This window comes from Paenibacillus sp. BIHB 4019, from assembly GCF_002741035.1.
Classification (GTDB): domain Bacteria; phylum Bacillota; class Bacilli; order Paenibacillales; family Paenibacillaceae; genus Pristimantibacillus.
The window spans coordinates 2,236,317-2,263,285 of record NZ_CP016808.1; the positions used below are offsets into that span (position 1 = coordinate 2,236,317).

Here is a 26,969-nt window from a genome sequence, read left to right on the forward strand (position 1 = left end):
GGAACACATGAGATGAAAATTGTTTTAAAACCAGCTTTAATGATTAGCACCATCCTGATTGCACTAATCCTGCTAGCGCTTTTCTTCCCGACATGGACGCCCCGTATAAAAGGCGAGAATAGTATAAGTGTGCTGGAACACGTGGAGCTGAACGGTACCAAACAAGAGATTATGATTCGGGGCAACGATCGGAATAATCCGGTTATTTTAAATGTGCATGGAGGGCCAGGGGCTTCGGAAATTCCCTTTGCAAAAAAAATGCAGGATCTACTGGAAACGAAGTTCACCATCGTTAACTACGATCAAAGGGCGAGCGGCAAATCCTATCATTTTTCCGAGGACTATTCTAACCTCTCCTCTGATTTGCTGGTGAAGGATTTGCTCGCGGTAACGGATTACATAACGGAACGGCTTGAAAAAGAGAAGATTATTCTGATCGGGCATTCCTACGGCACCTATCTTGCTACGCAAGCTGCTTCAAGAGCTCCTGAAAAGTACGAAGCCTATATCGGAATCGGTCAAATGGGGGATACGGTAGAAAGCGAGATCGACGCTCTGCATTACGTTTTAGAACAGGCCGGGCAAGAAGGAAATGCGGAAGATGCAGCTCAACTGCAGCAATTGCAGGAAGCTATTGAGAATGGTGGCGCCCTGACTCCTCGCGGCTATGTCAATAAATACGGCGGGGCTTCCAGACTAACCAAAATTCCAGACGCTACTTTGGTGAATCTGACGTTCACTAGCGAATACAACTTGCTCGATGCCATCCGTTACAACAAAGGAATGAATCAATCCCAAGGGATATTGATTGAGGAGGTGTTTAAGCATCCGTTGCCAACCTTGGTCAACAAGCTGGATCTGCCCGTTTATTTTGTAATGGGGGATTATGACTTTATGACTTCATCCCAAGCAGCCCGGCATTATTTTGACAGTATTGAAGCTGAACACAAGGAATTCCTGCCTTATGCGGAATCGGCGCATTACCCGCAATACGAAGAAAAGGAACGTTTTGTGAGGTGGATGTCGGATACCTTTCTAGATTAGAAAAATAACGAATAGGCTCCCCCTATAGCAGACAAGTTTGTGATAAAACCTGTGCTGTAGGGAGAGCCTATTCACCTTCTCATATTGAAAGCAAAGTATAGCTGGCTGGCCTTGTCGGCGTTGCTATAACGTTTAGCCTTTGACTGCACCAGCGGTCAAGCCTTTCATGAACGTTTTCGAACCAAGAATAAACAGAATCAGGACGGGAATCGTCGTCATCGTAAGGGCAGTCATTCGCGCTGCGTAATCTGTCCGGTGTACGATACCCAAATTCGAGATAAAGATCGGAAGCGTGTACCACTCGGACTTGTTAATCGTGACGAGCGGCAGCAAATAGTTGTTCCATGACCATAGAAACACCAGCGTTGCCAGCGTCGCCAAGCCCGGTTTCATTATCGGCAGTACAATGCGCAATAAGATGCCCGGCTCGGAGCAGCCGTCGATACGCGCGCACTCCAGTAAATCGGTTGGAATCGAATCGCGCATGAACTGGATCATAAAAAAGGCACCGAACGGAAATGCCGCCCAGACGAGAATGACCGGCCACAGCGTATTGCCGACACCGAGATGTCTCATTTCAATAATATAACCGATTAATCCGACCTGGGTCGGTACCATCATCGTAATAATAACGAAGGTCTGAAGCAGCTTGCGACCGCGGAATTCAAACTTCGCCACGGCATAGCCGATGAGCGTGCTGGTGAGTGTCGCCAGCAAGACAGAGGCAACGGATACGATCAAGCTGTTTCCGTATACTTTTAGAAAATCGGCCTGCAGGACGGTCTTCAGGTTTTCTCCCAAATAGTTGCCCGGAAGTATCGGAATTCCCTTGAATAAATCCTCGCTGTAATGCGTTCCCATCACGATCATAATATAGAACGGAAAGAGCGAGAGCAGGGAGATGACAATTAGACAAAACCACATGCTGGCTGTTTTCATCGTTTGTCCTCCTTAGGTGCTGTGAGTTTATAGCTAAGAATGGAGAATAATACGATTAGCAGGAACAGCGAGTAGGCAATGGCTGAAGCATAGCCGAAACGTGTATTGGAACCGAATGACTCATCCACAAATTTCCAAATAATAGTGAGAGCTGTGTTATCAGGACCGCCTACCTGTGCGGAGCCCGACCATCCGCCGTAAAGCAGCTTTGGCTCATCAAACAATTGCAATCCGTTAATAACGGAGGTAACGACGAGAAATACGATAATATTTCGCAGCAAGGGCATCGTAATTTTGCGGAAGGTATGAAGTCCCGTAGAGCCGTCCATCTTGGCCGCTTCGTATACGTCTTGCGGAATGACGGTCATGCCGGCCATGAAAATAATCATAAAATACCCGAGATTGCGCCAAATGACCATTAGAGCAATAATGGCCCGGGAGCCCCATGGGTCTTGAAGCCAGTAAAAACCTTCTTCCAATAGGTTGAATTTCGTAAGGAGCAGGTTCACAAGACCGGTCTGCCAGTCAAACATGTAGGAAAAAATAAAGCCGATGGCTACCGGAGTCGTAATATATGGCAGTACATTAATGGTCTGAAATAATCTCTTGCCGCGCGTTAAATGGAAAGTCCAATACGCCAGCGTGAGCCCTAAAATCAAGGTTATTGGAATAAACATCGCCATCATAATCAGGGTGTTCCACAAGGACTTAATGAACAAAGGGTCATTCGTCCAAAGCTGCACATAGTTTTTTAAGCCGATAAACGTCTTGTCGCCTATGCCGTTCCAGTCATGCAGACTGAGCACAAATGAGTAAAGGACTGGATACAATTGAAACGCCGCATACGTCAGCACGAAAGGCAGGGCGAAAAGATAGGGCCACATGCGTGGCCCCCATCTGCGTTTGCTGGATGCGGCGGAAGTCTTAATTATGCGTTCCGCATTCACGGTCATCCCTCGTTTTCCCAAAATTTACTTAATGGTCGCGTCGGACGCTTTGTTTTTCGTTTCTTGGATGAACTTTTGCAGCGCGGAGTCGGCAGTGACCGATCCATCCTTCATCCATAGCGGGTACAGCGCGTTAAACACAGAGTCTACGACGGAATCGTATTTGGACTGTGCTTCGCCCTTCATATCCGGAACGATATTTTCGACGAAGTATTTCGCAAGATTTTGGCCGCCGAAAAATTCATCATAAGGCCCCGGCGCGTCGATGAGCGCTTTTTGGGTTTCATAGAACGACTTGGAGCTGGTCATGTTGCCGAATGTCTTAAAGTTGAAGGCTGAGCCTTCATCGGACAAATAAGCGTATTGGATAAATGCCCAAGCAGCATCCTTGACTTTGCTGTCCTTGTAAATGCCGATCGCGGTTCCGCCGCGGGTAAATCCGCCTTCTGGCGCTTTGAGAAGACCCCAGCGTCCCGATCCGTCCGGATCGTTCGCGGATATATGCCATTTGGCTCCCCATGGCGCCATTGGATAGAACATGAACTCGCCTTTCGCCATGGAAGCAGACCAAGCTGGCGTCCACAGTTCATTTTTGCCGATAATGCCTGCGTCACGCATCTCAAACAAGCGGTTCAAAGGCTTTTGCAGCTTGCTCGTCAAATCGATTTCTGTGCCGTTTACGTAGGAAGCAAAATTCTGCCCTTTCAAAACGAGAAAGGCGTCGCCCAGACCAGGGAACATGAGCACCTTGTCAGCACTTTTCTCTTTAAGCTCCTTGCCGGCAGCGATGAAATCATCCCAAGTGGAAATCTTTTTCTCTAGCTCAGCTGGATCATCTGTGCCCCAGTATTGTTTCGCCAAATCTCTCCGGTAAGCGAAGCCGGCAGGCGTTAGCGTTTGATCGACGGCAATGACTTCGCCCTTGGAATTAGAGACGTAAGGCACAATGTAATCTAAAATGGTGCTTTTATCGAAGTTATAAGGTGCCGCTTCCAAATTGTCGAGCACACCAAGGTCAAACAGCTTGCCGCGGTAGGCCGACTCCCCAAGAATGACGTCCGGAACGTCAGAGCCGGAAGCGATACCGCTTTGCAGCTTCTGCAAGTAATCGTTCGGATTAACGACCGTTACTTCGACTTTGATGTTCGGATATTTTTTATTGAATTCTACGATCATGCCCTTCTGAAACGCTTCATCCCAATCCCAGACTTTAACGGTGCCGCTAATCTGTGTTGGATCAGTGCTGGCTGCAGTTGACGCCGCAGGAGCAGCCGTGCCTCCGTTGTTGCCAGTACCGTTGTCACCAGTGGTGTTGTTGCCGCCGCAGGCTGCGAGCAGCCCAGTCAGCATCAGCACAGATACGAAACCGCCCACCCATTTGGCCTTCTTTTTGATGTTCATGTTGGTGAGTCCCCCTAAAGTAATTTTGTAAGTGCTTACACTGCTATCGTAACTCAGGACCCTGTTAGGCGGTAATCAGCCAAAACGGTGATTTCGTATAAAATCCGGTGATCAAGTCGATTTCTCCGCGAAACGAAAGCTTTGCCGCCAGAGGCTGGCTTCAGCCGTTTACGCTTGAAATATAGGAAAGCATATGATTTATCCATCCTTTCTCTATATTTCTCCGCGAAACGGTAACTTTGCCGCCAGAGGCTGGCTTCAGCCGTTTACGCTTGTTCCATCCAAGGAAGCTTAATTCGTATCAGGGTGCCCTCTCCCTGTCCACTAAATACTTCCAGGCGCGCCGAAGCGCCAAAATGGGTTTGCAGCCGCTCCTGAATGTTGGACAGACCGATTCCCCTCGTACGCTCGGGCTCTGGTCCTCCCTGTCCCATTTGCATCCTCCAGCCTTCCTCGGGCACCGTCATGCCTTGCCCGTTGTCCTCCACTTCCAAAACAAGCTGTTCCCCGTCCCGGTAAGCCCGCACAATAATCGTGCCCTCTTCCAGATCCGACGGAATGATGCCGTGCACGATAGCGTTCTCCACGAGCGGCTGAAGCGCCAGCCGGGGAACCGAACGGTCAAGCAGCGTTTCATCCACCTCCCAGACGAGCCGGAATTGGCCAGGGTAACGCGTCTGCTGGATGACCGTATATTTGTCGATAATCCGCTTTTCTTCCGACAACGGCGCGCGCACAGCTCCCTCCCCCGTCTTGATCGTGTTTTGCAAAATAGAGATGAGCGCCTGCGTCACTTCGGCCGCTTCTGCTCCGCGATTGGCATGCGACAAGTAAATGACGGTGTTCAAGGAGTTGTATAGAAAATGCGGATTGATCTGGGCCATCAATAAATCAATTTGCATTTGCCGTTTCACCGTTTCGTTCTGTACGGCAGTGTCCATCAGGCTTTTCAAATCTCTAACCATTCGATTGAAGCCTGTGCCCAAAATTTCCAGCTCGTCCCCGCTGCGGATTTGGACGCTTGTCCCGAGATCGCCGACCGCTACGCGCTTCATCGCATTTGTCAGCCGAATCAATGGTCTCATCAGATTGACGATAATAGGAAGCATGACGACGAGCGTTACGATAATGGCGGTAATAATGATGATGATATAGAAAAAGAAAACACGATTAATTTTCATAAATAATTTGCTCTTGGACAGCAAAGCCGCCTGTTTCCATCCCTGGCTCATCGCATCGTCGGTCAACACGATGGTGCGGGCGTCCTCCGCGAACGGCTGGCCGGAATGCAAGGCGCTCGCCATAAACGCCCGATCTGCATCCGGCAGCTTCTCATTCGCCTCCAGCAGCAAAGCCCCTGAGCCGGTGAACAGCTCGATTTGCTCGAAATCCTGCGCGCTTTGCAAGAAGACGTTGGATAGTTCGGAATAGGCAATATCGATGACAAGATAGCTATCCGCCTCTAAGTCCTGCCCGATTGGACGGTATTTCAGCACGTAACTAAATACTTGGCGGTTCCCGCTAATAAAGAAGAAGGAGTGCGGCTCGCTATAGGCAGCGCGTGTATCTTTCATTTTCACAAACCAGTCCTGCTTCAAGTACTCGGAGAAATATTCCTCATATCCGCTATAGTTCGAATAGGTTTCCTCGTTCGGTGCAACGATCACGACATTCAAGATGAAGTTGCTGAGCGCCACGAACCGCCCGAGCTTCTCCTGTACGGCCTGCTTGCGAAAATAATTCACTTCAATATCCTCGCTAGCTGGCGCGTTAATAAGAGCGGTTATTTCCTCGTCGGATACGATGTACTCCGCTGTCTTGACGACCTGCTCTTGAATTTTCTTCAATTGGAACGAAATTTGCGCGAGCTTCGTCCGGCTGTCCTTAATCGATTGCTCGCGAATAATGTCCTTGGCGTAGTCATAGATGAAGAAGCCGCTAAGAATAAGCGAAATGGAGACGACTAGAACGGTGCTGGCGATAATTTTGGTGCGTATTCTCATGCGCATTGCAAGTTCACCTGCGTTTCTCCATATATTCGAGCGGGGTCATGCCCGTCATCTTGCGAAATACTTGGCTGAAATACTGCCCATTGCGGAAGCCGACCCGGTCAGCGATTTCATACACCTTGAGATTCCCCTCGTCCAGCAGCAGCTTGGCCTTCTCCATCCGGATTTCTGTGAGTCGGTCGAGTGCCGTCTGGCCCGTCTCCAGCTTGAACAAGTGGCGGAAGTGGTCGCGCGAAATGCCGAGCTGCCTTGCAATCGCATCTGCATCGAGCTCGGGATCGCTGTAATGCCGTTCCATCTGCTCGAGTGCTTGGCGCACTTTGCGGGACACCGCGGGCAGCCCGGATGTCGCTTCTGCAAGCGCATTCAACTCCGTTAAAAACCAATCGCGAATTCCCATAAGCGAGGTCCAGTCGGCTGTTGTGCCGGGGCCAGCTGCCCAAGCTTCTGCTAGAGAAGGCAGTCCGCAAGTGGAGCGATAGCGATTTAATACGGCGACCAGCTGCCGGCACAGATCGGCGAATCCCACCGCATCCTTTGCCGCCAATGCTCGCGCGAACAAAGCAGAAATCTCCCGTGCTGCTGCTTCATATTGGTGGCCCGGAAGCAGTTCTTTCGTCTTCGCCAGGCCTTCTTCCCAATCCAAATGTACGGAGGCGTTCTCTTCTGCACGCCGCAGCTCGTTCAGCCGGAACAGGTGGCTAGGGGCATAGAACATTGCCTGCGACAGCCATTTCAAAGCTTCAGCCAGCTTTGCGGGAACGTCTGCCCGGTTTGGCAAGCCATAGGCCATCGCCATTGCTGCCGGGCGGCCCGTCAATTGTTCTATCGTCCGGCGAGCTTCGACCGCCTTCTCCTCCAGCAGCTCTCGCATCTTGCCCTCCCCCCTGCTGCTCTTATCCCCGTAAATAAGAACAAAGCAGCTTTCTAAAAAGGGGATCGCTGCTAGCAGGCTGGAATCTCCTGCATCGGGCCAGTCCGTCGGCCATTCGGGCTTACCTATAGCCGTGCCGGGCAGCAGCGGCATAATTCGGGCAGGCTCAAGCACCAGCAGATGAAGCCGGTCGAACGCTGCGCCCACCTCAGCCGTCGCCGTCCTCCACTGTGCGTCCGACAGAGGTCTCCCGCCGAGCCAATCAATGAGCAATCGGCCGCGGTCATTTTTCCGGAGCCGCTTATCGCTCTCGATCTCTTCCCTTAAGCCGCCAAGCTCCCGCTTGACCGCTTCCGCATCCATCTCATGCTTAATCCAATAATTCGAGACGCCGAGCTTTAGCGCTTCCTTGGCGTACTCGAATTCCTTATAGGAGGTGAGCAGCACGATTTTCAGCACCAGCCCCTCCGCCAGCAGCTCCCTGCTAAGCGCGAGCCCATCCTTTCCGGGCATGACGATATCCATAATGATCAGGTCCGGGCGGTGCTCCCGCGCCAGTTTTACGACCTGCGACGGCTTGTTCGCCGTGCAGACGATTTCATATCCGAGCTGCTGCCACGATATCAGATTTTTCATATGTTCTATCGCCAGCACTTCATCATCCACGAGCATCACTTTAACCCAGTTCATGCGTTTCCCGTCCCCTATCCTCTATGCTCGAATAACTTGGGTCAAGTATACGACGAAAATCTGCAAAATTGTATCTTTAGTGTATGGCTTGGCCGTGCGCGGAGCAGGTTGAAACGGCGTATTTGATTGGGATGTGCTATCATAAAAAGGGATATTATGAAAATAAGTCATGTGCAGTCGAGCAAGCTGGCATGCAATCACTTTTAGAAGGCAGGATTCGTTTAAATGACTGTTAATCATACACAACGCTATCGTTTTAGTGAAGCGCCGATATGGCATATACAAAGGGAATATTTTGAAGAAGAAGGCATGAAGGCTTGGAACAATGATCAAGTCCCTCAATATATAACGAGTAATCCTATGATTGCGGCGGCCTATGCCGAAATGATCTTTGGGCTGCTTCAGGATCGGGCAAATAAGGGAAGCGGCTCAGAGCCTGTGTTGATTGTGGAGCTTGGAGCAGGAGCAGGCCGTCTCGCTTATCATGTGCTCCATGAGCTATGCCAGCTGAGAGACTATGCGGGGATAGCCCTGCCCCCTTTCCGCTATATTATGACCGATTTGGCTATGAAAAATGTTCTAGCCTGGCAGGAGCATCCTGCCCTGCAAGCTTTTATCGCCGAAGGCTTGCTTGATTTTGCGCGATTTGATGCGGTTCATGATACGGAAATAAGTCTCGCCGTGTCAGGCACAACTATTAGAGAACAGGACTTGGAGCAACCCTTAGTCATTGTCGCCAACTATTTTTTTGACAGCATTCCGCAAGAATTAATTTATATAGGCGATGGGCAAATTTTTGAAGCGGATGTTTTTGTCGAATATCCTGAAAATCGGGACGCCCTTAAACCAGCCGAACTATTAGATCAAATCGCTTTGCATTATGAGCACAGGCGGGCACCCGAGTATGAGCAAGCCGACTATCCTTACCGTGATGTCATTGCCGTATATCAGGAACAGCTGGAGGATTCGCATATTTTATTTCCTGCCGCGGGTTTAACCTGCTTGGAGCGCTTGAACCGGTTGTCCCAGGCAGGCTTTCTATTAATAACTGCTGACAAGGGCGACCACCTGCTCGATAACTGGAAATTTGCCGAGCCGCCGGAGCTGTTTCTGCATGGCAGCTTCTCCTTAACCGCCAACTACCATGCGATTCAGCATGTGTTTGAGCAAAGAGGAGCCCAGGCGCTATTTCCTCCGCATCATTATAAAAATATAAATGTCGGCTGCATTCTCCATATGGATCAACCGATGGCCTACTCAAATACCAGATTAGCCTACCGCCGATTTGTCGAGCGCTTTGGCCCAGACGAGTTTTTCAGCATGAAAATGTGGGTTGACCGCCATCTCGCCACCATGGAGCTGCAACCATTATTGAGCTTTTGGCGTTTGGGTGGATATGATGCGGAGTTTTTCATCCAGAGCACGAAGCAAATAGCCAGCCTGCTGCCGGATGCCAATGATGAAGAAATGCAGGACCTGCTAAGAGGCATTCAGCTGATGTGGTCGTCGTATTACGTCATGGAGCAGCGCTATGACTTGGCACTTGATGCTGGCTTGCTGCTGTTTGAGATGGAAATGTACGAGGAGTCCAAGCATTTTCTAGAAATATCGGTGCAGCAGGAACAAGATGAGGTCGTTTCAACCGTGTTTTATTGTCTGGCTATTAGCTGCTTTGAGCTGGAGTTGGACGAGCAGGCATTGAGCTATATTCAGCAATTTTTGGAGCTGGAGCCGGGCCATGAAGAGGCATTGGCATTGTTAGGCCGATTTGAGTAGAAAGCGTAGGGCTTCACTTGTTGTTCATTACTTTTAGGCATGACAGTTAGGGGTGACGGAGCTTTGAGGCGTATTACGATTTTGGTCGCAGACGATGAGGTGGAGATCGCGGATCTGGTCGCCTTGCACCTGCAAAAAGAAGGTTATTACATTATAAAAGCAGCCGACGGGAAGGCAGCCATGCAAGCTGTGCAATCGCAAACGATCGATTTGGCTATTTTGGATATTATGATGCCGGAAATGGACGGGTACGAGGTCACTCGTAAAATTCGGGAGCAGTACCATCTGCCGATTATTTTCCTAAGCGCCAAAACCTCTGACCTGGATAAAATCACCGGGCTTGTTATGGGGGCGGACGATTACATGACCAAGCCCTTCAATCCAATGGAGCTGGTGGCACGTGTCAATTCGCAGCTTCGCCGGTCGCTGCAATTCAATCAGCCAGCCGTCATGAATAAAGCGGTGCTGGAGCTAGGCGGACTTGTGATTTCACCCGATCAGCATAAAATCACCTTATACGGCGAGGACGTCGAATTAACGCCGAAGGAGTTCGACATTCTTTATTTGCTGGCGAGCCACCCGAAGCAGGTGTTTAGCGCGGAAAGTATTTTTAAACAGGTATGGGGCGAAGCCTACTATGAGAGCGGCAATACGGTGATGGTCCATATCCGTACACTGCGCAAAAAACTGGGAGAAGATACGACCAAGCGCAAATTCATCAAGACGATCTGGGGCGTGGGGTACACGTTCAATGATTAAAAGCAGACGAAGCTTTCGGACCACGATGATTATGCTGCTGGGCTTAAGCATGCTATTGTCCGGTGCGATTACGTATGGCATTTATAAAATGCTGCAGCTCTACTACGCCGACGTTCGCGAAGGCGATCGATTGGCTCTGTACCGGAGAATGATGAGGGAGGTTGGGGACATTTATGTGTTCCTCATTCTTTTTATCCCGCTGGCTATTGTGTTTTTCTTCTGGTTTACGAAGCGCTATGGGACGTATTTCAATGAAATTTCCAAGGGCATCCGCCATTTGGCTAATGGGGAATTTGACAATCGGGTACATATTTCCTCAAACGATGAGTTTAACAGCATTGCAGAGGATTTGAATTTGGCCAGCGAAAAGCTGCAAGCGGCGGTCGAAAAAGGGGATTTTGCCGAAAACAGCAAGGATCAGTTGGTTGTGAATTTGGCCCATGATCTGCGAACGCCGCTTACCTCGATATTGGGGTATTTGGATTTGATCGTGAAGGATAATCAGCTAACCGATGAGCAGATCAAGCATTACACTACGATTGCCTTCAACAAGTCGCAGCGCCTGGAGAAGCTGATTGATGGACTATTCGATATTACCCGCATGAACTACGGCAAGCTGCCGGTTCAGAAAGAGCATATTGATCTCAGCGAGCTGCTCAGGCAGCTGAACGAGGAGCTATATCCTGTTTTTGAGAAAAACCGTTTAATTTCCCGTATTGATGTCGCGCCCGAGCTTTATATTTATGGTGACGGGGAGCTGCTGGCCCGTGTATTCGAGAACTTGCTGACGAATGCGGCCAGGCATGGCAAAGAAGGCTTGTATGTAGATATAAATGGGCATATCGATACCGGGCACGTGGTCATTCAAGTTGTTAACTATGGAGGGGAGATTCCGCCAGAGGATTTGCCGCATATTTTCGAAATGTATTATACCGGAGACCGCTCACGGGCGCATCAAGAGGGCGGCACAGGCTTAGGCCTGTTCATTGCCAGAAATATAGTAGAGCAGCATGAGGGAACGCTTAAGGCCGAGAGCAATGTGGTGCGGACGGTATTTGAAGTGCGATTGCCTGTGCGCTCATAATTTAAGAAAAACTTTAAATTTGCCCCACTTTTTTTTAACTAGTTTTCTCTATCCTAGAAGTATAAGGCAAGAGGAGGACGCGTTAATGACGAGGTGGGGCATTTTTATATGCTTGGTTCTGCTGGGCTATGCAGCGACGGACAGAGAGCTTTATAAATAGAACGGCGAGATGGTGACGGTGAAGGAGGATGCCATTTGGAACAGACGGCAAATAAGACAAATAAGTGGGAACTTTTTATAGGAGCGGCGTTTATCGTATATCTGTTTTTATTATTTAAAATCATTTTGCTCAAATGGAACCTCATTAGTCTCGATGCTTTATGGCATCATTTCAAAACGTTTCTGCACCACCCGTATCTCATTTACGAGCGCCAAGCGAACTTCAAGCTATTCGATGAGATTTCAAGAGATATAGAAGATATAAATGGATTATCAATTTCAGGCTCTATTATATTTACGAATCTAATTGGCAATACGCTGGCCTTTATACCGCTTGGTATTTTTATGGCGGAGCTCCTCCCATCTAAAAGGGCATTATGGATAAAAGTAGTACTGCTTTCCTTTCTGCTAAGCTTATTTTTCGAATCCACTCAATTTTTTCTAGGCATCGGCATCTTTGATGTGGACGACTTGCTGTTAAACACGGTTGGCGGCATGATGGGGTACATTGCTTGGAAAATAGTCACGGTTGGCGTGAAAGTGCTCCAGCCCACAACGGCGAGAGGAATAAAGAGAACTTCTCATACATGAGTTTGAAGGCCGGGAACCTAGTGTGGGTTACCGGCCTTCTTCGTGTCTAATTTAGATTAAATAAGGACTGTGATTCTACGAGCTGTCTGCAATTGATTTAAACGGTGCCATAAGCAAAAGCTGCTTGGCAAGGTAGGCAGGCGTATAGGGCATATCGTTGCGCAGCCATATAACGATCGTGCCAAGAAAGGCAGAGGAGCCATACCAGGCTGCAATATCATTCGGAATTTGGGGCGTGATGGTTTTGGATGAGGCATTATGATTGCCAATTTTACTTTTAATAAAATCCATCATAAGAACAGAAAGGCGCTCCGTAAATATGGGCAGACGCCTGGAGCCAAGCATGATTTTGTAAGACGCTGAATGATCGGCAAAATGCTGAATAAGCTTGACCAGCTCAGGCCATTCATCCTTAGCCGAGCTGGAATGATCGGCCACATCTTCTAGCAGATTTCGAATGTGCGTGGTCATGTTATCCGCCATCTGATTCAACATATCCGGGATATCCCGGTAATGAAGATAGAAGGTAACCCGATTGATGGTTGCCCGCTCAGCGAGTCGATTCACTGTGATTTTCTCTAAATCATACTCCTGAATCAACTGGAGAAAGGCTTCCCGAATCAGCTGGCGTGTGCGTATAACGCGCGGATCCATTTTTGAAGATTTTGTTGTCATACGAATACCGGTCCTTTCTACTTTCAGAATAATCGTCTATACGACAGTTTGGAATGAATTTGTAGATTATTACGAAGTAAAACTACATATCGTACATATTTGTAAACTATTAAACAGTATTGAAAAAGGTGTTGCTTGTAATCATAAAACGAGACGCCTATAATCTTTTACATTAAGTAAATTATACTACAGACTGTCAATTAGTTGAAGTCGAAAGGATTGAGTAAGATTAGTACAAACACTGTTTTTGACAGCAGCTCAATTAAGAAGGGTCCCTTGTTGTTTGTTTTAATCGTAGGGGCATTTGTCGCGGTATTGAATCAGACGATTATGAGTGTCGCGCTTCCCCATCTAATGGTCGAATTTTCGATTGAGGCTGCGGTAGCTCAATGGCTCACCACCGGGTATATGCTCGTAAATGGCGTTCTCATTCCGATTACAGCCTATCTCATGCAGCGTTTTACGACACGCGAGCTGTTTCAATCGGCCATGGTTATTTTTCTCGGCGGAACCATACTGGCGGCGATGGCGAATTCATTTGAAATTTTGCTCGCTGGGCGTTTGATCCAAGCGGCTGGCGCCGGTATTATTATGCCGTTATTGATGAATGTAATTCTTACCATCTTCCCTCCAGACAAACGCGGGGTTGCCATGGGAGTCGTTGGTTTAGCAATTGTTTTTGCACCTGCTGTCGGCCCTGCTATCACGGGTTATGTCATGGAGGAATACAGCTGGCGCACGATGTTCCAGGCGATTATTCCTGTTGCGGCTTTAGTCATTATTCTTGCTCACTTTTATTTGAAAAATGTAGCTGAACGATTGTTTCCTAAGCTCGATGTATGGGGAATGATTTTCTCAACTATCGGTTTCGGGATGGTTATTTATGGATTCAGCAAGGCGGGCAGCCTGGGCTGGTCCAACACGGAAGTAGTGGTTTCACTTACAGTGGGTATCGTTTCCTTGGTGGTGTTTACGTGGCAGCAGCTGCGCGCCAAAAGTCCGCTGCTTGACCTCAGGGCGTTCAAATATAATATGTTTTCTTTAACGACTATTATTAATATCGCCGTCACGATGGTCATGTATGCTGATATGATGCTGCTTCCTCTTTATTTGCAAAATGCACGCGGATATACAGCTTTGGAATCGGGCATGCTTATGCTGCCGGGCGCTCTGCTTATGGCTCTTATGATGCCAGTATCCGGAAAGCTGTTTGACCGCTTTGGTGCAAAGTGGTTGTCGATCGTAGGCATGATTATTACAATCGGGACTACGATTGGATTTGTGAATTTGACGGATTCCACCAGCTATAACTACTTGCTGCTGATGTCTACAGGACGACGGATCGGTATGGCGCTCTTCCTAATGCCAATTACTACTGCGGGTCTGAATCAGCTTCCAGCGAGACTGAATGCGCACGGAACAGCTATCTCTAATACGATTAAGCAAGTGGCTGGCGCGATTGGTACCTCCTTGCTCGTAACCGTTATGACGTCGAGCACCAAAACCCATCTGACGGATACGATGGTCACTAGCGGCACACAGACAGCCTCCAAGGAAATGCTGGTGCACGCGAACATTCAAGGCATAAATGATGCGTATCTTGTTATTGTTGGAATTGGCGTTATTGGACTTGTGCTTTCTTTCTTTATTAAAAGTGTCAAGCAAAGTGAAGAGGAAGGCGTTCAAAAGCCTGCAAGCAATAAAGTGCCTGCTGGAATCGGGCATGCTAAAGAATTAAAAAACACCTAATAGGAGAGATGCTCTTCCCATTGGTGAGACGCATGTCATGCAAAAAAAAAGGCCGGGACCCCATTGAGGGGCTCCCGGCCTTTCTGCATACATCTTGGTTCTATTAAATCTAAACTCCTGTAGGCTGGTCAGGAGCTGGTGTTGCTGGTGTCGCTGGTGGTGCAGCTGGCGTTGGAAACTGAACAGCTGCCGAAGGATCGGACAACGCATTCGCACCGCTTTTGGCTACCGAAAGCACATACACCCGATAATTGGTGTCGTAAGCGAGTGGCTGCCCACTAGCATCCGATGTGCTTTTGTTTATTGTTAGTATGGCTTCAGCTGGCGATGCGGTATACATGTTAGATGCACTTGCCGCAGCCAGGTTAAAGCTGCCAGCATCAGCTTCTTTAACGATAAACACACGGTATTGCGAAATATTTCGCTCATCAGCCGGTTTCGTGAAGGACACTTGAATATCCTGGCCGCTCGCGAGCAGGGTTGCATTAACCGCTGCAGCTGCCGCTGCTGGAGGCAGCGGTACAGGAAGCGTAATAGGCGCAGAGGCGGAAGACAGTGCATTGGTGCCTGCCGAGCCGCCGCCGCCAACGGACAATACAAACACTTGATAGCTGACGCCGGCTTGGATGAACTCTCCGCCTGTGTCGCGTGTATTGCGAGTAAGCACTTTGCTCGGTGTATCGGTTTTATTGACTGCCGTGAAATAATCAGGCAAAGTAATCCGGTTTGCCGCATTCAGGTCAAAACCGCTAGCGTTCGCACTTTTGACGATGAAAATACGGTAATGGTCAATATTGCTCTCGTCCGTAGCTTTTGTGAAATCGACTTTGATATCTTGACCGCCATTGTATTCAGCTGCAACAACATTGGCTGCCGCAGATACACCTTTAGCTTGCAGCGTAATAGCTGCTGAACCGAGGGACAGTGCATTGGTGCCTGCCGAGCTGCCGGCGCCAACGGACAATACGAATACTTGATAGCTGATGCCATTTTGAATCAGGTCGCCGTTAACGTCCCGCGCAGTTGCAGCAAGCACTTGGCTAATATTACCGCCCGTCTTAGCCACTGTTGTGTAGTTATTGGCGTTGCTCACAGCGTTAGCTGCTGCTAGATTAAAGCTGCCCGCATTAGCAGTCTTAACGACGAAAATACGGTAGTGGTTCAGGTTGGCCTCATCGGCTGCTTTGGTAAAAGCAACGAGCAAGTCTTGACCGTTGTTAAGCTCGTTTACGTCACTGACTGCAACATTTGCTGCTGCTGTTACAGCGCTAGCTGACAGGATAATCGGAATCGAGCTGCCAGACAGAGCATTGTTGCTAGTCGAGCTTCCGTTGCCGACGGACAAGACGAATACCTGATAGCTGACTCCGTTCTGGATGAGCACGCCATTAACGTCGCGTGCTGTCGCAGGCAATACTTGATTAATATTACCGCCTGTTTTGGCGACGGTCGTATAATAGCTGGAATTTGTAATATTGTTTGCTGCAGCCAGATTGAAGCTGCTTGCATTTGCCGTCCTAACGACGAAGATGCGGTAATGGTTCAAGCTGCTCTCGTCGCCAGCTCTAGTGAAGGAAACGCGCAAATCCTGTCCATTGTTATAGTCGCTTACGTCGCTTACGCCTACATTGGTTACACTGCTGACTCCTGTGCTATAAAGCGCAATACTGGAGGAAGCGGTGGACAAGGTGCTGGAATAGGAGGAGCTGTTATTCGTAACACCCATTACAAACACACGGTAGGCAACGCCATTCATAATGGAGTTCCCCTTCACATCTCTTGCGCTGGAAGAGAGAATTTGGCTGTAGCTGCTGCTTCCCGTTCTAGAAACATCGGTATATCTTCCCGACGCTACGTTATTCGCCTCTGTTAAATTAAAGTTTCCGTAATCAGCCTCTCTTACTACGAAAATCCGGTAATAGCTAATCCGGGATTCATCCGATGCCCGATTAAAATTAACCCGCAAATCGCGGCCATCTCCATAGTTGCTGACATCGGCTACGCTCGTAATCGTCGGATTAAATCCGGAAGAAGAGCCAAGCGTCACAGACGAAGAAGCCGAGGACAAGGTATTAGCAGTAGTACCTACGCTGCTGCTCATGGAAAGGACATAAGCGGTATAGGCAACGCCATTTTTAATATATTCGCCCGAAGTGTCCCTTGCCGAGGAGCTGAAGCCTGTACTCATCGTACTGCTGCCCGTTTTGGAAACCGTCGTGTAATAGGAGCTATTCAGCGAGTTGGCTGCTGCCAAATCGAATTTGGACGCATTGGCGGTCTTCACAATGATCACCCGGTAGCTGGATATGTTGCTTTCATTGGAAGCCCGTGTAAAGCTGACCGAGAGGTCACGGCCGTCGCCGAAGTCGCTAACATCGCTAATACGTACATTCGAAGCAGCGTCTACTGTCGATTTGACGCTCAGCGTAATGGAGGCAGAAGGGCTGGATAGCGCGTAACGATCGTTATTGCCAACAGTCAAAATAAAAACTTTATAAGGCAGATTAGAGCGAAGCAACGCCCCGTCTGTATCTCTTGTTTGAGCTGTCAGTACATTGTTTTGGTACGCAGACGATGTAGGAAGCGCCGTATAATTCGTACCGCCTACAATTTGCGCCTTAGCCAAATTAAAGGAAGACGCTTTGTCCGCCGGAACGACGAGTATGCGGTAGCTGTTCACATTCGTCATATCGGTAGGAGGTGTGAAATTAACCTGCAAATCTCTTCCGTCTCCATTTTGGCTAACTGTGGACACACTCACCGAGGTGGCTGCGCCAACACTTACGGATGCAGCTGTTGTGATGCGTACACTTCTTGTTTTCGAATCCCATTTCACATCCTCGCCAAGCGATTCGCTGACGAAGCGGACAGGAACGACGGTTCTGCCTTTAATGGAACGGGCAGGGGCATCCAGTGTAACGGTTGTATTGTTAATCGTAGCCGTTCGGGCACCCAGTTTAAGAACAACGGTTGTATCGCCTTTCGTGGCGGTTACCGTTTTGGTTTTTTGACTCCATAATACTTTGGCATCTAAAGCTTCAAAAATCCCGCGCAAGGGCACAAAGGTGCTGCCTGAAATAATAATAGCGGGTTGATCAGTTTGCAGCACTTGTCCATCGATATAAATTTTAATATCGGTTGTTGCTGCCTGCGCTACAGGCTGAAGTAACACAAAAAACAGCGTTGCAAAAGCAGCTAGAGCGGAAACCATTTTTCTCATAACGTTCATATCCCCTCTGGATCGTTCTTCCATCATTTTCTGGATCGATAATAAGACGAAGCAAGAAGGGGAAAAGTTTCTACTTATTCATATTTTGTTCATAAAAATCTGGCGCCTAGCATAAAAGGGGGACGAGAGATTTGAAATGGGTCAATTAGAGGGGGTCTTTTGTCGGAGTTTGTCATTAAGCTGTCATTAGGGTGGATTATACTTAGCTGGAATAGTGGGCAGGAAGGTTGCTCATTGAAAGGCATGTCGAATACGAGAATGTACAGGGGAGTGAAAGATTCATGTTAAAAGGTTGGTTTAGAGTAAGAGCGCAAGGGAAATCCAGCTTCACCGTGTTGTCTATGATGTTGGCGCTTGTCGTGGCGCTGTCTGTTCTGCCAAGCACGGCTTTGGCTGATCCAGCTCCAGTTTCAGTTTCAGTGAGCCCAAATCTCAGTACAGTTGCCTTGGAGACAAACAGAGGAATCGTTACACAGGATAAAGTGAAGGTGACGGGCCTTATTAATTCAAATAGTACAATTGTATGGTCGAACTATGGAAAGGCAAGTGCAGAAACGATACCTGCAGTAGGAACGTCCTTCAGCACAATTTCTAATATTTATACGAAAAACCTGAACTATAATGCTTTTGTGCCTGCTGCTGATGGCGATATTCTTTCTATCGTTGAAGTAGATGCTCAAAGCGGAGAGGTTTTAGGTTATACCAATCTGCCGGTTGGAGCTATTCACATTGGAACGGTGGCCCCTATGGTTGATCGGAACTATGTATTCCCTGGGATACAAGCTGGTTATAATCAATTTTTGCAGGGTGCCAATTTTTATAATACACCCAATGGAGTAACGCTTAGCAACTTCATAAGCTCTGATACAGCTATAGCTTTCGCAAGTCCAAATGGTTGGTATTTTTATATTAATGGGGTTAGCTCGGGATCGGCTTCTATAAGCTTTGATGCTGCAGACAATCTGACAGGGGATAAAATAAGAACAACAATACCCGTTTCGGTTGTATCAAATCGCCAGCCATATTTAAATGATAATGAAGAATACTATTTTACCGGAAAAGCCTTAACGTTATCGGTTAACCCTCCAACCGCACAATGGGTACCGGACTCTATTGAAGTAAATGGAGTGGCTGTGCCAAGCGAAAGCTATACTTATACACCTGGGGTTATTGGTCAAAGTGACGGCAAAATTGTGCTGCAAGCCAGTGTTCTGTCAGAAGGTGACAATAAAATCGTTGTGAAGACCTATGATACGATAGATGGGGTGTACGAGATTACTCTTCATCAATCCCAGCATTCTTATTATATGAGCGAGCCTCTCATTGATCGGGCAAGCGGCGGATTAAATGCTACTGTTAAATTTGTGAGAAATATTGAGAACAATAGCTATCGCGACAAGTCGACCGTCATTTTTCAGCTTATGAACGGCGATGTGCCAGTGGATACCGTTTCGGTTACGACGGACAGGCTGAATGGCTATCAGACGAATCGCGTTCATTTCAATTTAGCGGATGCGGCAACAAATCCGAACTACTCGGTACGTGCTTTTCTCATTACGGGGGACAATGCCGATCCGGGCAACCTGGGCTATAATCTTGTAACAGAAGTGAATGCGACTGAATTTGAACAGCGTTACCAAGAATGGCGTGACTGGGATTGATAGCAGGGAATAGGAAAAGCAAGTACCCCTTATATTTCACCCTCGAAACGGTAGCTTAGCCGCGAGAGGACAGCTTCAGCCGTTTATGCTTAATCGAATAGAAAAGAGGTATGTCCGAAGTGAAAATACGTACATGGAGCTTAACCTTAATCATTGGTCTATGTCTATCGCTGTTTCCCAGCTCCTTATGGGCTGCTGTCTCGGTCAATCCGGTAACAGGCAGCATCCATCCTGGCAGCCAAATTAACATTACAGGCACCTCGGACCTGTCCGAGGTCATTATTAAAGTGTACCGCCCTGACCGCAGCATTCTGTACTTCAATGTAGCTAAGGTGAGCAATGGCGCGTACAGCGATTCCATTACTCTCGGTGCCAATGAAGTGGTCGGAACGTATGAGATTAACGTTGGACAAGCGGACCAAATTTCATCTGCAAATGTGGTGGTAACAGAAAGCCAAACGGCGGCTATCCCTGTGGCGAATCCGGCAAGTGGAGCGGTTGCAGCCGGCACAAGCGTGACGCTGAGCAGCTCAACAGCTGGTGCGGCTATTTACTACACGACGAATGGCAGCAACCCAACCACAAGCAGCACGTTGTACAGCGGGCCAATTGTCGTTAACAGCGCGCTGACAATTAAAGCCATTGCGGTTGCCAACGGCAAAACAAATAGCGAAGTAATGAGCGCAAGCTATACGATTGCAGCCTCAACTGGCGGCGGTGGCACTGGTGGCGGCGGTTCGACGACTGTGCCTAGCACGGACAAAGTTATCTCAACGAATGGCAATCTGACGCTTCCAGTAGGCAGAACGGGCGAGGTAAGCTTGAATAGCGAAGTCATCGTCTCGATTCCAGCTAATGCGACAGCGAAGGAATTGAAAATCACCATTACAAAATTGCAAAATGTTCAAGGCCTTCTTACGAACCAGGAAACACTGGCTAGCTCCGTCTTTGAAATTTTGAAAAATTTCACGGAAAACTTCAGCAATCCTGTTACATTGACCTTTACTTTCAACAAAGCAAGTCTGAAGAGCAACCAGAAGGCTTCTGTGTTCTATTTTGACGAAGTGAAAAAAGCATGGGTAGAAGTCGGTGGAACGGTGAGCGGCAACCAGATTACGGTAGCGGTGGATCATTTCACGAAATATGCGGTTATGGCTGTAGCTCAGCCCATCGTCGATCCCATAAATCCAGCTCAGGAATTCAATGATATTTTCGGCCACTGGGCGGAAGCAAACATCAAGAAAGCAATTGGCGCAGGCATCGTCAGCGGATATCCGGACGGCAGCTTTAAGCCGAATGCAACGGTAACGCGCGCAGAGTTTGCAGTGATGCTGATGAATACTTTGAAGCCGGAGGAAGAGGGTCCAGCACTTACCTTCACTGACACAGCGACGATTGGTGCATGGGCGCAAAAAGCAGTAGCACAAGCGGTGCAGGCTGGCATTACGAAAGGCTATGCTGATGGCGGCTTCCACCCGAATGCTAAAATTACGCGTGCCGAAATGACAGCTATGCTGGCAAATGCAGCAGGTATCCCTGCCGATGAGAATGCGGCAACGGGTTTTGCAGATGATAAAGACATTCCGGCATGGGCGAAAAGCGGCGTGGCTTATGCGAAGCAAGCCGGCATTGTACAAGGGAAAGGCGATAACCAATTCGCGCCTCAAGCTTATACAACAAGAGCGGAAGCGGTAACGGTATTGCTGAATATTTTGGCGCTGCAAAGCAAATAAGGCAATAAATAATTTATAAAAAAGAAGAAAGCAGTCCCTGCTCAAGGGGCTGCTTTTTCTGCTGAAATGGCTCTATTTTTCACGAGAAAAATATTCGCAATATTCAGTCTTTGATGGACTCATATATGTAAAATCCTATTAAAAGGATGGAAAGGCGAATAGTGTCCGATATTAACTAATCCCCGCCGCTACGCCTAGCTTTCTAAGCCACCTGCGGTAAGCGATGCTGAGGGCATCTGATTTTAAATGCATTTCTTCCTGCAAATCAAGCGGCAATAGCTCCGGCTTTTGGCTCTCAATAACATCGATATCCTGCTGCATGACGATATTTAAAAATTGAATATACGGTTCATCCGATTGATCCAGCTCATAGTTTCTTGCATGCAGCATAAAAACCTTCGTCTGCTCTTCTTTTTCCTGAACAACCGACATAAAAAATGAAAATTCTTGCTTGGAGTCCTGCGCTTTCTTCTTAAAGCGGGCAGTCATAGGCGATAAAATTTCATATACATAGTCGGAGTAACCGCCACGGGATCTGCCATCCGGGTTAGGCTGGTAAATCGGTATTTCGCTCGTAATGTAACGGCCGTCGATAAAATCGAGGTCAAACGCAGGAATTTCAGCATGCTCCGCATCGCCAAGCATCCCTTCATGCACGAACATTAAATGGGCGATATCCAAAAAGTTCTCGATCACGCGAGGCGCATTTGCTTGAATATGATAAGGCCCGGCAGTGATAGTGCGGTATTCAGCTTGAGCATACTCAGGGAACGAAACGACCGGGGTAGACTCGTCGCCGATGTTAACCCATATAAACCCTATGTGCTCCTTACAGTGGTAGACGGTAGCCTTCGCTTTGCTAGGAATCGTCTTCCCGCAGGGCAGAGCCGGAATTTTCTCGCACTCTCCCGCAGTATTGTATTCCCAAGCATGATAGGGGCAAACTAGCCGTTCATCTCGAACTTTGCCAAGCGAAAGAGCGGCGCCGCGATGAATGCATAGATCTTTAAAAGCATGGACCCCCGCACTGGTTCGATAAATAACGACCCGTTCCCCTAAAATAAAAATCTGCTTCGGCTCCTCTTGTAAATCAGCTGCCAAATACACGCAATGCCACTCATTATACAAATAATCTTCTTTCAAAAAATCCTCTCCCCATCCCATTTAATACTAGTTTTTCAAAATTAATGATAATACCTTCGAATGAAACAACTAATATCATTTATTTCGAATGTATTTTTTGAATCTTGTTTAATTATACCATATACGTGTCAAGGGTTTTCCCTGGTGCAAATGTGACGAAATTTTGACGTTTTCATAGGCTGGTACGTTCGCGGACTAGCTCTTTTTTATATTTTTTTTCCTAGTCTTCTGATAAGATATGAAGGGCATCATAAAAGAACAATCTGCTACGGGGGCACTCAGCCATGCATAACAACTTATATTTATCCGCCATGCTCTTGGCAGCCACTTGCTGTTCCCTAATTATCTGCTATCTTTGCTTCAAAAGAAGAGAGCTTCCCATTGCCATTAGCTATGGATTAGGAATGTTGACGGGGACCTTTTATACTTTCGGCTACGCCTTTGAAATCGTCAGCAATTCTTTGGAGGATATCCGGTTTTGGCTGCATATTGAATACATCGGTATTCCATTTGGCACGATATTGTGGTTCATTATGGTGCTGCAATATACCGGACGACAAGCACTTGTCACCAAAAAACTCGTCATTCTTCTTCTCTTTATTCCCTTCATTAATTTTCTGGCCCACCATACGAATGAGTGGCATCACCTCTTTTATACAAGCATGACTTTAGACCGTTCAGAAGGCTTTCCGCTGGTTGTTTTGGAAAAAGGGCCATTCTACAAGCTTCATGTCGTATACGCTTATTCTTTTTTTGTCATTGGCATGATCCTCTTGATTCAAATGTTCTTTAAATCGGCTTCGCGGATGAAAAAACAAATTGCGCTTATGTTTATTGGATCATGGGGTCCATACGGCTTCACACTCGTTTATTTAAGCGGCATTCTTAACATACCGTATGATATCTCCCCATTTGGTTTTCTAGTCTCCGGCTTATTTTACATGTGGGGCATTTACCAGTTTAATATGCTGCGATTGGCACCTCTGGCACTGCAAAAGGTATTTGCCTCCATGCAGGATGCCGTAATGATTTTCGACCTGGATAATACGCTCACGAGCTTTAATGAATCTGCCAAAAAAGTGATAACAGGCCTCCACAATAGCTGGATTGGGCAGCCGGCCGCTTACATATTCGCACAATATCCTACTCTACTTGAGAAAATAGACCGAGGGCCCGCTATTGCTCCAAAGGTCCGGCTTGCTCGGGAGGGGGAGGAACGGTTTTATAATCTCCATCTCTCCTTTATTCTGGACAACCGGCTCAGACCCGCTGGCCAGATTCTATTGTTAAGCGATGTGACTGAAAGCGTCCACAACGAGGAACGGCTGCAGGAAAACGCAAAACAGCTCCAAGAGCTCAATACGTTTAAGGATAAAATGTTCAGCGTAGTAGCCCATGATATCCGTGATCCGCTTGCGGTATCGCTGAATCTGATGGAGCTAATGGAGGATGAGCTGCTGGACTACGGGGGAAAGCACGATGAAATCGTTCAGGAGATGGGCCAGCAAATTCAGAAGACGTTTGCTCTCGTAGAAAGCCTGCTCGAATGGTTTCGCAGCCAGCGGGGCGGGATGGTGTTTAATCCGGTGGTGCGGGATCTGGCCCAGACGGTACAGCTGAATGCGCGTCTCTTGCAGGTTCGCAGTGAAAGCAAAAGCATCCGTATTATTTCCGAGATTCCACAGGAAACGTTTGTTTTTGCCGATAAGGAAATGCTTGATCTAATAATTCGCAATCTGCTGTCCAATGCGATTAAGTTTACGGATTACGGAGGCAGCATTCGTTTAAAAGCAGAGCTTGCGGAGGGCAAAATGGTCGTATCGGTCAGCGATACAGGCGCAGGAGTGCCCACGGAGCAGGTGGATTCACTATTGCAGCAGGATGCTTATCCTGTGCCTTCCATAGGAACCGCGGGCGAGCGCGGCGTAGGATTAGGCCTTACTTTATGCCGGGAATTCGTTCACTTGAACGGGGGCGAGATTTGGTTCGACACGGCGCTCCAGCAGGGGAGTACGTTTTATTTTTCATTGCCTCTGCCGCCATCAGCACCAGCTTACCTTCATAAACAGTCAGAAAGGAGAGGGACAGGATGAAGGTCATCATCATCGATGACGAACTGGCAATGCACCTGATTATGAACAGGATGCTGGGCAAAATCGACGAAGTCGAAATTATGGGCAGCTTTCAGGAGACGGCTGCAGCTTTCGCTTTTTTGCAAAAGCAGGAGATTGATATGATCTTTATGGACATTAGCATGCCGAAGGAGAACGGGCTGGAGTTTGCTCAGCGGTTACGGGAGCAGGGCAGGCAGACGAAGCTGGTGTTTGTAACCTCGCATAAGGAATATGCGCTGCCTGCGTTCGGCGTCTACGCTTACGACTATATGGTGAAGCCCGTCGTGCAGGAAAGGCTTAGACAGACCATTCATAAAGCGTTGTCCGAAGGTACTCACGCAATGCCAGCGGAGGAACAAAAGGCTGCCCCGACCAAAGTGCTGTTCAATTGTCTCGGTAGAATGGAAATCCGCAGTGCCCGTGATGAAATTATAAAATGGAAGACGAGCAAAAGCGCCGAGCTATTCGCCTATTTATCGTTGCAAAAAGGCCGCCTCGTTTCAAGGGCGCGGCTGATTGAGGATATTTTTGGCGGCATGCCCCGAAAAAATGCGGAAAGCTATTTAAACACAACCGCTTATCAGCTGCGCAAGCTTCTTGAATCTAATGGACTTAAGGGCAGCCTGCACTCCGACGGTATCCATTATGGACTGAATTTGAATGAGGCGCGCTTTGATATGTTCAGCTTTGAAGAAGGCTGCAAGCAAATGTCACTCGTTTTTGACGAGAATATCGGGCGGGCGCTTGAGCTGGAGCAGCTTTATGTCGGGGATTTGTTTGGAGATCGCGCCTATCCGTGGGCATGGAGCGAGATCGAACGTTTCTCGCAAATGTATATCGCTCTCTCCCAGAGGCTGTGCAGCGCCTTGCTGCTTAAAGGAGATACAGCGACAGCGATTCGGCTGCTCGCTAAGCAGTCTGCTATAAATGAGCTGGATGAAGAGACCATAAAGCTGCTGATGCGCGCCCACGCTCTCCAGAAAAACAAAGAAGCGTTAGTCCAGCAATACATGAAATTTGTAGACATGCTGCATCATGAGATGGGTGTCAGTCCGTCGCTTGAGATAACGGTACTCTATGAGCAGCTGCTGCGGGAGCTGAATGCTTAATGAAAGTAGAGCACAAAGAGGATACACAAAGAAATAGATGAATTTTTGTATAGATTTGGAAGACAGTGTATTCATTGTGTGATACAATAAATCACTGAGCCGCCCAAATCTAACGGATTACTTATAAGAGGAGCATAGAAAATGAAGAATTTCGCTGATGTGCTTATTGAAGAGATCCTGCATAAAAACTCTGTATTAGTCGTAGGGTTAGATCCCGATTTACAATACTTCCCGGATTTTTTAGCGGGTAACGATGAGATTAGCAACCAACAAGCCAGTGAAGCGATTTACCATTATAATCGAATTGTAATTGATGCAGTAGCCGAGCATGCAGTAGCTGTAAAGCCACAGCTGGCTTATTATGAGGTTTATGGCAGCGAGGGAATTCATGCATTAGAGAAAACGATTGCCTACGCCAAATCGAAAAATTTAATCGTCATCAATGATGCAAAACGTGGAGACATAGGCTCCACTTCAAGTGCATATGCCAAGGCATTCCTTGGGAATGGCTCTCTTGCAGGAGACATGGTTACCGTTAACCCCTTCCTGGGCAGCGATGGTTATCTCCCTTTCATCGAGGAAGCTGGAAGAAACGGTAAAGGTTTATTTTTACTAGTGAAAACCTCTAATCCCTCTTCACATGAAGTACAAGATGTAAAGCTGGAAAACGGAGAATTGCTTTATATTAAAATGGCTGATGATATCAACAAACTGGCGCAGCAAACATTAGGGGAAAATAATTATTCCTTTATTGGCGCCGTTGTTGGGGCAACCTACCCGATGGAAGCGGAGAAGGTTCGGAAAGTGTTGCCAAGCTCTATTTTTCTAGTTCCGGGTTTCGGCGCACAAGGCGGAACGGCTAATGATTTAAAGCCATTTTTTGATGCAAAAGGATTAGGCGCCTTAGTTTCCTCATCCAGAGGCATCATCTATAACGGTGCAAAGGAAGAGAAGAAAACAGAAGCTATCCTATATGAATTTATTGCGAAGGCCGCTAAAGAGTCTAAAGATAAAATCAACGAGGTACGGCTTAGCCATTAACTTTTTAGATGTTCAATAAATGTTATTATAAGAAATTATAATGAAATTCAAATAGAAGGGCTTTATCTCGAAAGTGGAGATGAAGCCCTTTATTTTTTTATCACAATACTCCATGGAACATTCTAAACAAATGACCACTAATAACCGCATGAAAAATTAACCGATTGTAAAGGTATCGATTGACATCTTTTACGTTCTATACTATTTATATCTAATTGTTGGAAATATTTAAATAGAAGGGG

Annotated in this window: 19 protein-coding genes; 11 read left to right on the forward strand and 8 right to left on the reverse strand. The window is 47.6% G+C overall.

Annotated elements, in window-relative coordinates:
- Nucleotides 1-12: 12 nt before the first annotated feature.
- Entirely contained in the window at nt 13-1,044 is a 1,032-nt protein-coding gene (locus tag BBD42_RS09515; protein WP_099517939.1) for an alpha/beta fold hydrolase, read from the forward strand.
- A gap of 132 nt (nt 1,045-1,176) precedes the next feature.
- Here the strand turns inward: BBD42_RS09515 and BBD42_RS09520 are convergent, their stop codons facing one another.
- The 5 genes from BBD42_RS09520 to BBD42_RS09540 form a co-directional block, all read right to left on the reverse strand.
- Nucleotides 1,177-1,983 (reverse strand): carbohydrate ABC transporter permease, encoded by an 807-nt coding sequence (locus tag BBD42_RS09520; protein WP_172455435.1) that lies wholly within the window; start codon nt 1,981-1,983, stop codon nt 1,177-1,179.
- Entirely contained in the window at nt 1,980-2,867 is an 888-nt protein-coding gene (locus tag BBD42_RS09525) for a carbohydrate ABC transporter permease (RefSeq protein WP_237163431.1), read from the reverse strand. Before BBD42_RS09525 ends, BBD42_RS09520 begins: the two co-directional genes overlap by 4 nt.
- Before the next feature lie 87 nt (nt 2,868-2,954).
- The gene (locus BBD42_RS09530; RefSeq protein ID WP_099517941.1) at nt 2,955-4,331 is read right to left on the reverse strand and encodes an ABC transporter substrate-binding protein; all 1,377 of its coding nucleotides are present in this window, start codon (nt 4,329-4,331) and stop codon (nt 2,955-2,957) included.
- Nucleotides 4,332-4,597: 266 nt separating this feature from the next.
- Entirely contained in the window at nt 4,598-6,340 is a 1,743-nt protein-coding gene (locus tag BBD42_RS09535; protein ID WP_099517942.1) for a sensor histidine kinase, read from the reverse strand.
- Between the two features lie 7 nt (nt 6,341-6,347).
- Nucleotides 6,348-7,904 (reverse strand): response regulator transcription factor, encoded by a 1,557-nt coding sequence (locus BBD42_RS09540; RefSeq protein ID WP_099517943.1) that lies wholly within the window; start codon nt 7,902-7,904, stop codon nt 6,348-6,350.
- A 225-nt stretch (nt 7,905-8,129) separates the two neighbouring features.
- Here BBD42_RS09540 and BBD42_RS09545 point away from each other — a divergent pair, with 225 nt between their 5' ends.
- From BBD42_RS09545 to BBD42_RS09560, 4 genes are all read left to right on the forward strand, one after another.
- Nucleotides 8,130-9,680 (forward strand): SAM-dependent methyltransferase, encoded by a 1,551-nt coding sequence (locus BBD42_RS09545; protein WP_099517944.1) that lies wholly within the window; start codon nt 8,130-8,132, stop codon nt 9,678-9,680.
- Nucleotides 9,681-9,743: 63 nt separating this feature from the next.
- The gene (locus BBD42_RS09550) at nt 9,744-10,439 is read left to right on the forward strand and encodes a response regulator transcription factor (RefSeq protein WP_056036296.1); all 696 of its coding nucleotides are present in this window, start codon (nt 9,744-9,746) and stop codon (nt 10,437-10,439) included.
- Nucleotides 10,432-11,523 carry a HAMP domain-containing sensor histidine kinase gene (locus BBD42_RS09555; RefSeq protein ID WP_099517945.1) on the forward strand — a complete coding sequence of 364 codons (1,092 nt, stop codon included), beginning with the start codon at nt 10,432-10,434 and terminating at the stop codon, nt 11,521-11,523. The genes BBD42_RS09550 and BBD42_RS09555 overlap by 8 nt, the downstream gene beginning before the upstream one ends.
- A gap of 195 nt (nt 11,524-11,718) precedes the next feature.
- Nucleotides 11,719-12,273 (forward strand): VanZ family protein, encoded by a 555-nt coding sequence (locus tag BBD42_RS09560; protein ID WP_172455436.1) that lies wholly within the window; start codon nt 11,719-11,721, stop codon nt 12,271-12,273.
- A 75-nt stretch (nt 12,274-12,348) separates the two neighbouring features.
- On the opposite strand, the gene BBD42_RS09565 is transcribed toward BBD42_RS09560, so the two are convergent.
- On the reverse strand, nt 12,349-12,948 hold the full coding sequence (locus BBD42_RS09565) for a TetR/AcrR family transcriptional regulator (RefSeq protein WP_099517947.1): 600 nt from the start codon (nt 12,946-12,948) through the stop codon (nt 12,349-12,351).
- A gap of 228 nt (nt 12,949-13,176) precedes the next feature.
- Between BBD42_RS09565 and BBD42_RS09570 the strand changes: the two genes are divergently transcribed.
- Nucleotides 13,177-14,697: a DHA2 family efflux MFS transporter permease subunit gene (locus BBD42_RS09570; protein WP_099521539.1), complete on the forward strand. Its 1,521-nt coding sequence runs from the start codon at nt 13,177-13,179 to the stop codon at nt 14,695-14,697.
- A gap of 109 nt (nt 14,698-14,806) precedes the next feature.
- On the opposite strand, the gene BBD42_RS09575 is transcribed toward BBD42_RS09570, so the two are convergent.
- Nucleotides 14,807-17,917 (reverse strand): copper amine oxidase N-terminal domain-containing protein, encoded by a 3,111-nt coding sequence (locus BBD42_RS09575; RefSeq protein ID WP_172455437.1) that lies wholly within the window; start codon nt 17,915-17,917, stop codon nt 14,807-14,809.
- A 290-nt stretch (nt 17,918-18,207) separates the two neighbouring features.
- Here BBD42_RS09575 and BBD42_RS09580 point away from each other — a divergent pair, with 290 nt between their 5' ends.
- On the forward strand, nt 18,208-19,587 hold the full coding sequence (locus BBD42_RS09580) for a hemoblobin-interacting domain-containing protein (protein ID WP_099517949.1): 1,380 nt from the start codon (nt 18,208-18,210) through the stop codon (nt 19,585-19,587).
- Nucleotides 19,588-19,706: 119 nt separating this feature from the next.
- Nucleotides 19,707-21,320, forward strand: coding sequence for an S-layer homology domain-containing protein (locus BBD42_RS09585; protein ID WP_172455438.1), 1,614 nt, complete (start codon nt 19,707-19,709; stop codon nt 21,318-21,320).
- Between the two features lie 171 nt (nt 21,321-21,491).
- Here BBD42_RS09585 and BBD42_RS09590 read toward each other — a convergent pair whose 3' ends face one another.
- A complete protein-coding gene (locus tag BBD42_RS09590) occupies nt 21,492-22,463 on the reverse strand; it encodes an aromatic ring-hydroxylating oxygenase subunit alpha (RefSeq protein WP_099517951.1) in 972 nt (323 codons plus the stop codon).
- Between the two features lie 284 nt (nt 22,464-22,747).
- Between BBD42_RS09590 and BBD42_RS09595 the strand changes: the two genes are divergently transcribed.
- The 3 genes from BBD42_RS09595 to pyrF all read left to right on the forward strand — a co-directional run bounded on the left by BBD42_RS09595 (nt 22,748) and on the right by pyrF (nt 26,727).
- A complete protein-coding gene (locus tag BBD42_RS09595) occupies nt 22,748-24,556 on the forward strand; it encodes a sensor histidine kinase (RefSeq protein ID WP_099517952.1) in 1,809 nt (602 codons plus the stop codon).
- Nucleotides 24,553-25,686, forward strand: a complete 1,134-nt coding sequence (locus tag BBD42_RS09600) for a response regulator (RefSeq protein ID WP_099517953.1) — start codon at nt 24,553-24,555, stop codon at nt 25,684-25,686. The genes BBD42_RS09595 and BBD42_RS09600 overlap by 4 nt, the downstream gene beginning before the upstream one ends.
- Before the next feature lie 141 nt (nt 25,687-25,827).
- Nucleotides 25,828-26,727, forward strand: a complete 900-nt coding sequence (pyrF, locus tag BBD42_RS09605) for an orotidine-5'-phosphate decarboxylase (protein ID WP_099517954.1) — start codon at nt 25,828-25,830, stop codon at nt 26,725-26,727.
- The last annotated feature ends 242 nt before the right edge of the window (nt 26,728-26,969 follow it).

What these genes read in the sequence shown, in the direction of transcription:
- BBD42_RS09515 (WP_099517939.1), top strand. Translation starts at nt 13, where the DNA reads ATGAAAATTGTTTTAAAACCAGCTTTAATGATTAGCACCATCCTGATT.
- BBD42_RS09520 (WP_172455435.1), bottom strand. Translation starts at nt 1,983, where the DNA reads ATGAAAACAGCCAGCATGTGGTTTTGTCTAATTGTCATCTCCCTGCTC.
- BBD42_RS09525 (WP_237163431.1), bottom strand. Translation starts at nt 2,867, where the DNA reads ATGTGGCCCTATCTTTTCGCCCTGCCTTTCGTGCTGACGTATGCGGCG.
- BBD42_RS09530 (WP_099517941.1), bottom strand. Translation starts at nt 4,331, where the DNA reads ATGAACATCAAAAAGAAGGCCAAATGGGTGGGCGGTTTCGTATCTGTG.
- BBD42_RS09535 (WP_099517942.1), bottom strand. Translation starts at nt 6,340, where the DNA reads ATGCGCATGAGAATACGCACCAAAATTATCGCCAGCACCGTTCTAGTC.
- BBD42_RS09540 (WP_099517943.1), bottom strand. Translation starts at nt 7,904, where the DNA reads ATGAACTGGGTTAAAGTGATGCTCGTGGATGATGAAGTGCTGGCGATA.
- BBD42_RS09545 (WP_099517944.1), top strand. Translation starts at nt 8,130, where the DNA reads ATGACTGTTAATCATACACAACGCTATCGTTTTAGTGAAGCGCCGATA.
- BBD42_RS09555 (WP_099517945.1), top strand. Translation starts at nt 10,432, where the DNA reads ATGATTAAAAGCAGACGAAGCTTTCGGACCACGATGATTATGCTGCTG.
- BBD42_RS09565 (WP_099517947.1), bottom strand. Translation starts at nt 12,948, where the DNA reads ATGACAACAAAATCTTCAAAAATGGATCCGCGCGTTATACGCACACGC.
- BBD42_RS09575 (WP_172455437.1), bottom strand. Translation starts at nt 17,917, where the DNA reads ATGAGAAAAATGGTTTCCGCTCTAGCTGCTTTTGCAACGCTGTTTTTT.
- BBD42_RS09580 (WP_099517949.1), top strand. Translation starts at nt 18,208, where the DNA reads ATGTTAAAAGGTTGGTTTAGAGTAAGAGCGCAAGGGAAATCCAGCTTC.
- BBD42_RS09595 (WP_099517952.1), top strand. Translation starts at nt 22,748, where the DNA reads ATGCATAACAACTTATATTTATCCGCCATGCTCTTGGCAGCCACTTGC.
- BBD42_RS09600 (WP_099517953.1), top strand. Translation starts at nt 24,553, where the DNA reads ATGAAGGTCATCATCATCGATGACGAACTGGCAATGCACCTGATTATG.
- pyrF (WP_099517954.1), top strand. Translation starts at nt 25,828, where the DNA reads ATGAAGAATTTCGCTGATGTGCTTATTGAAGAGATCCTGCATAAAAAC.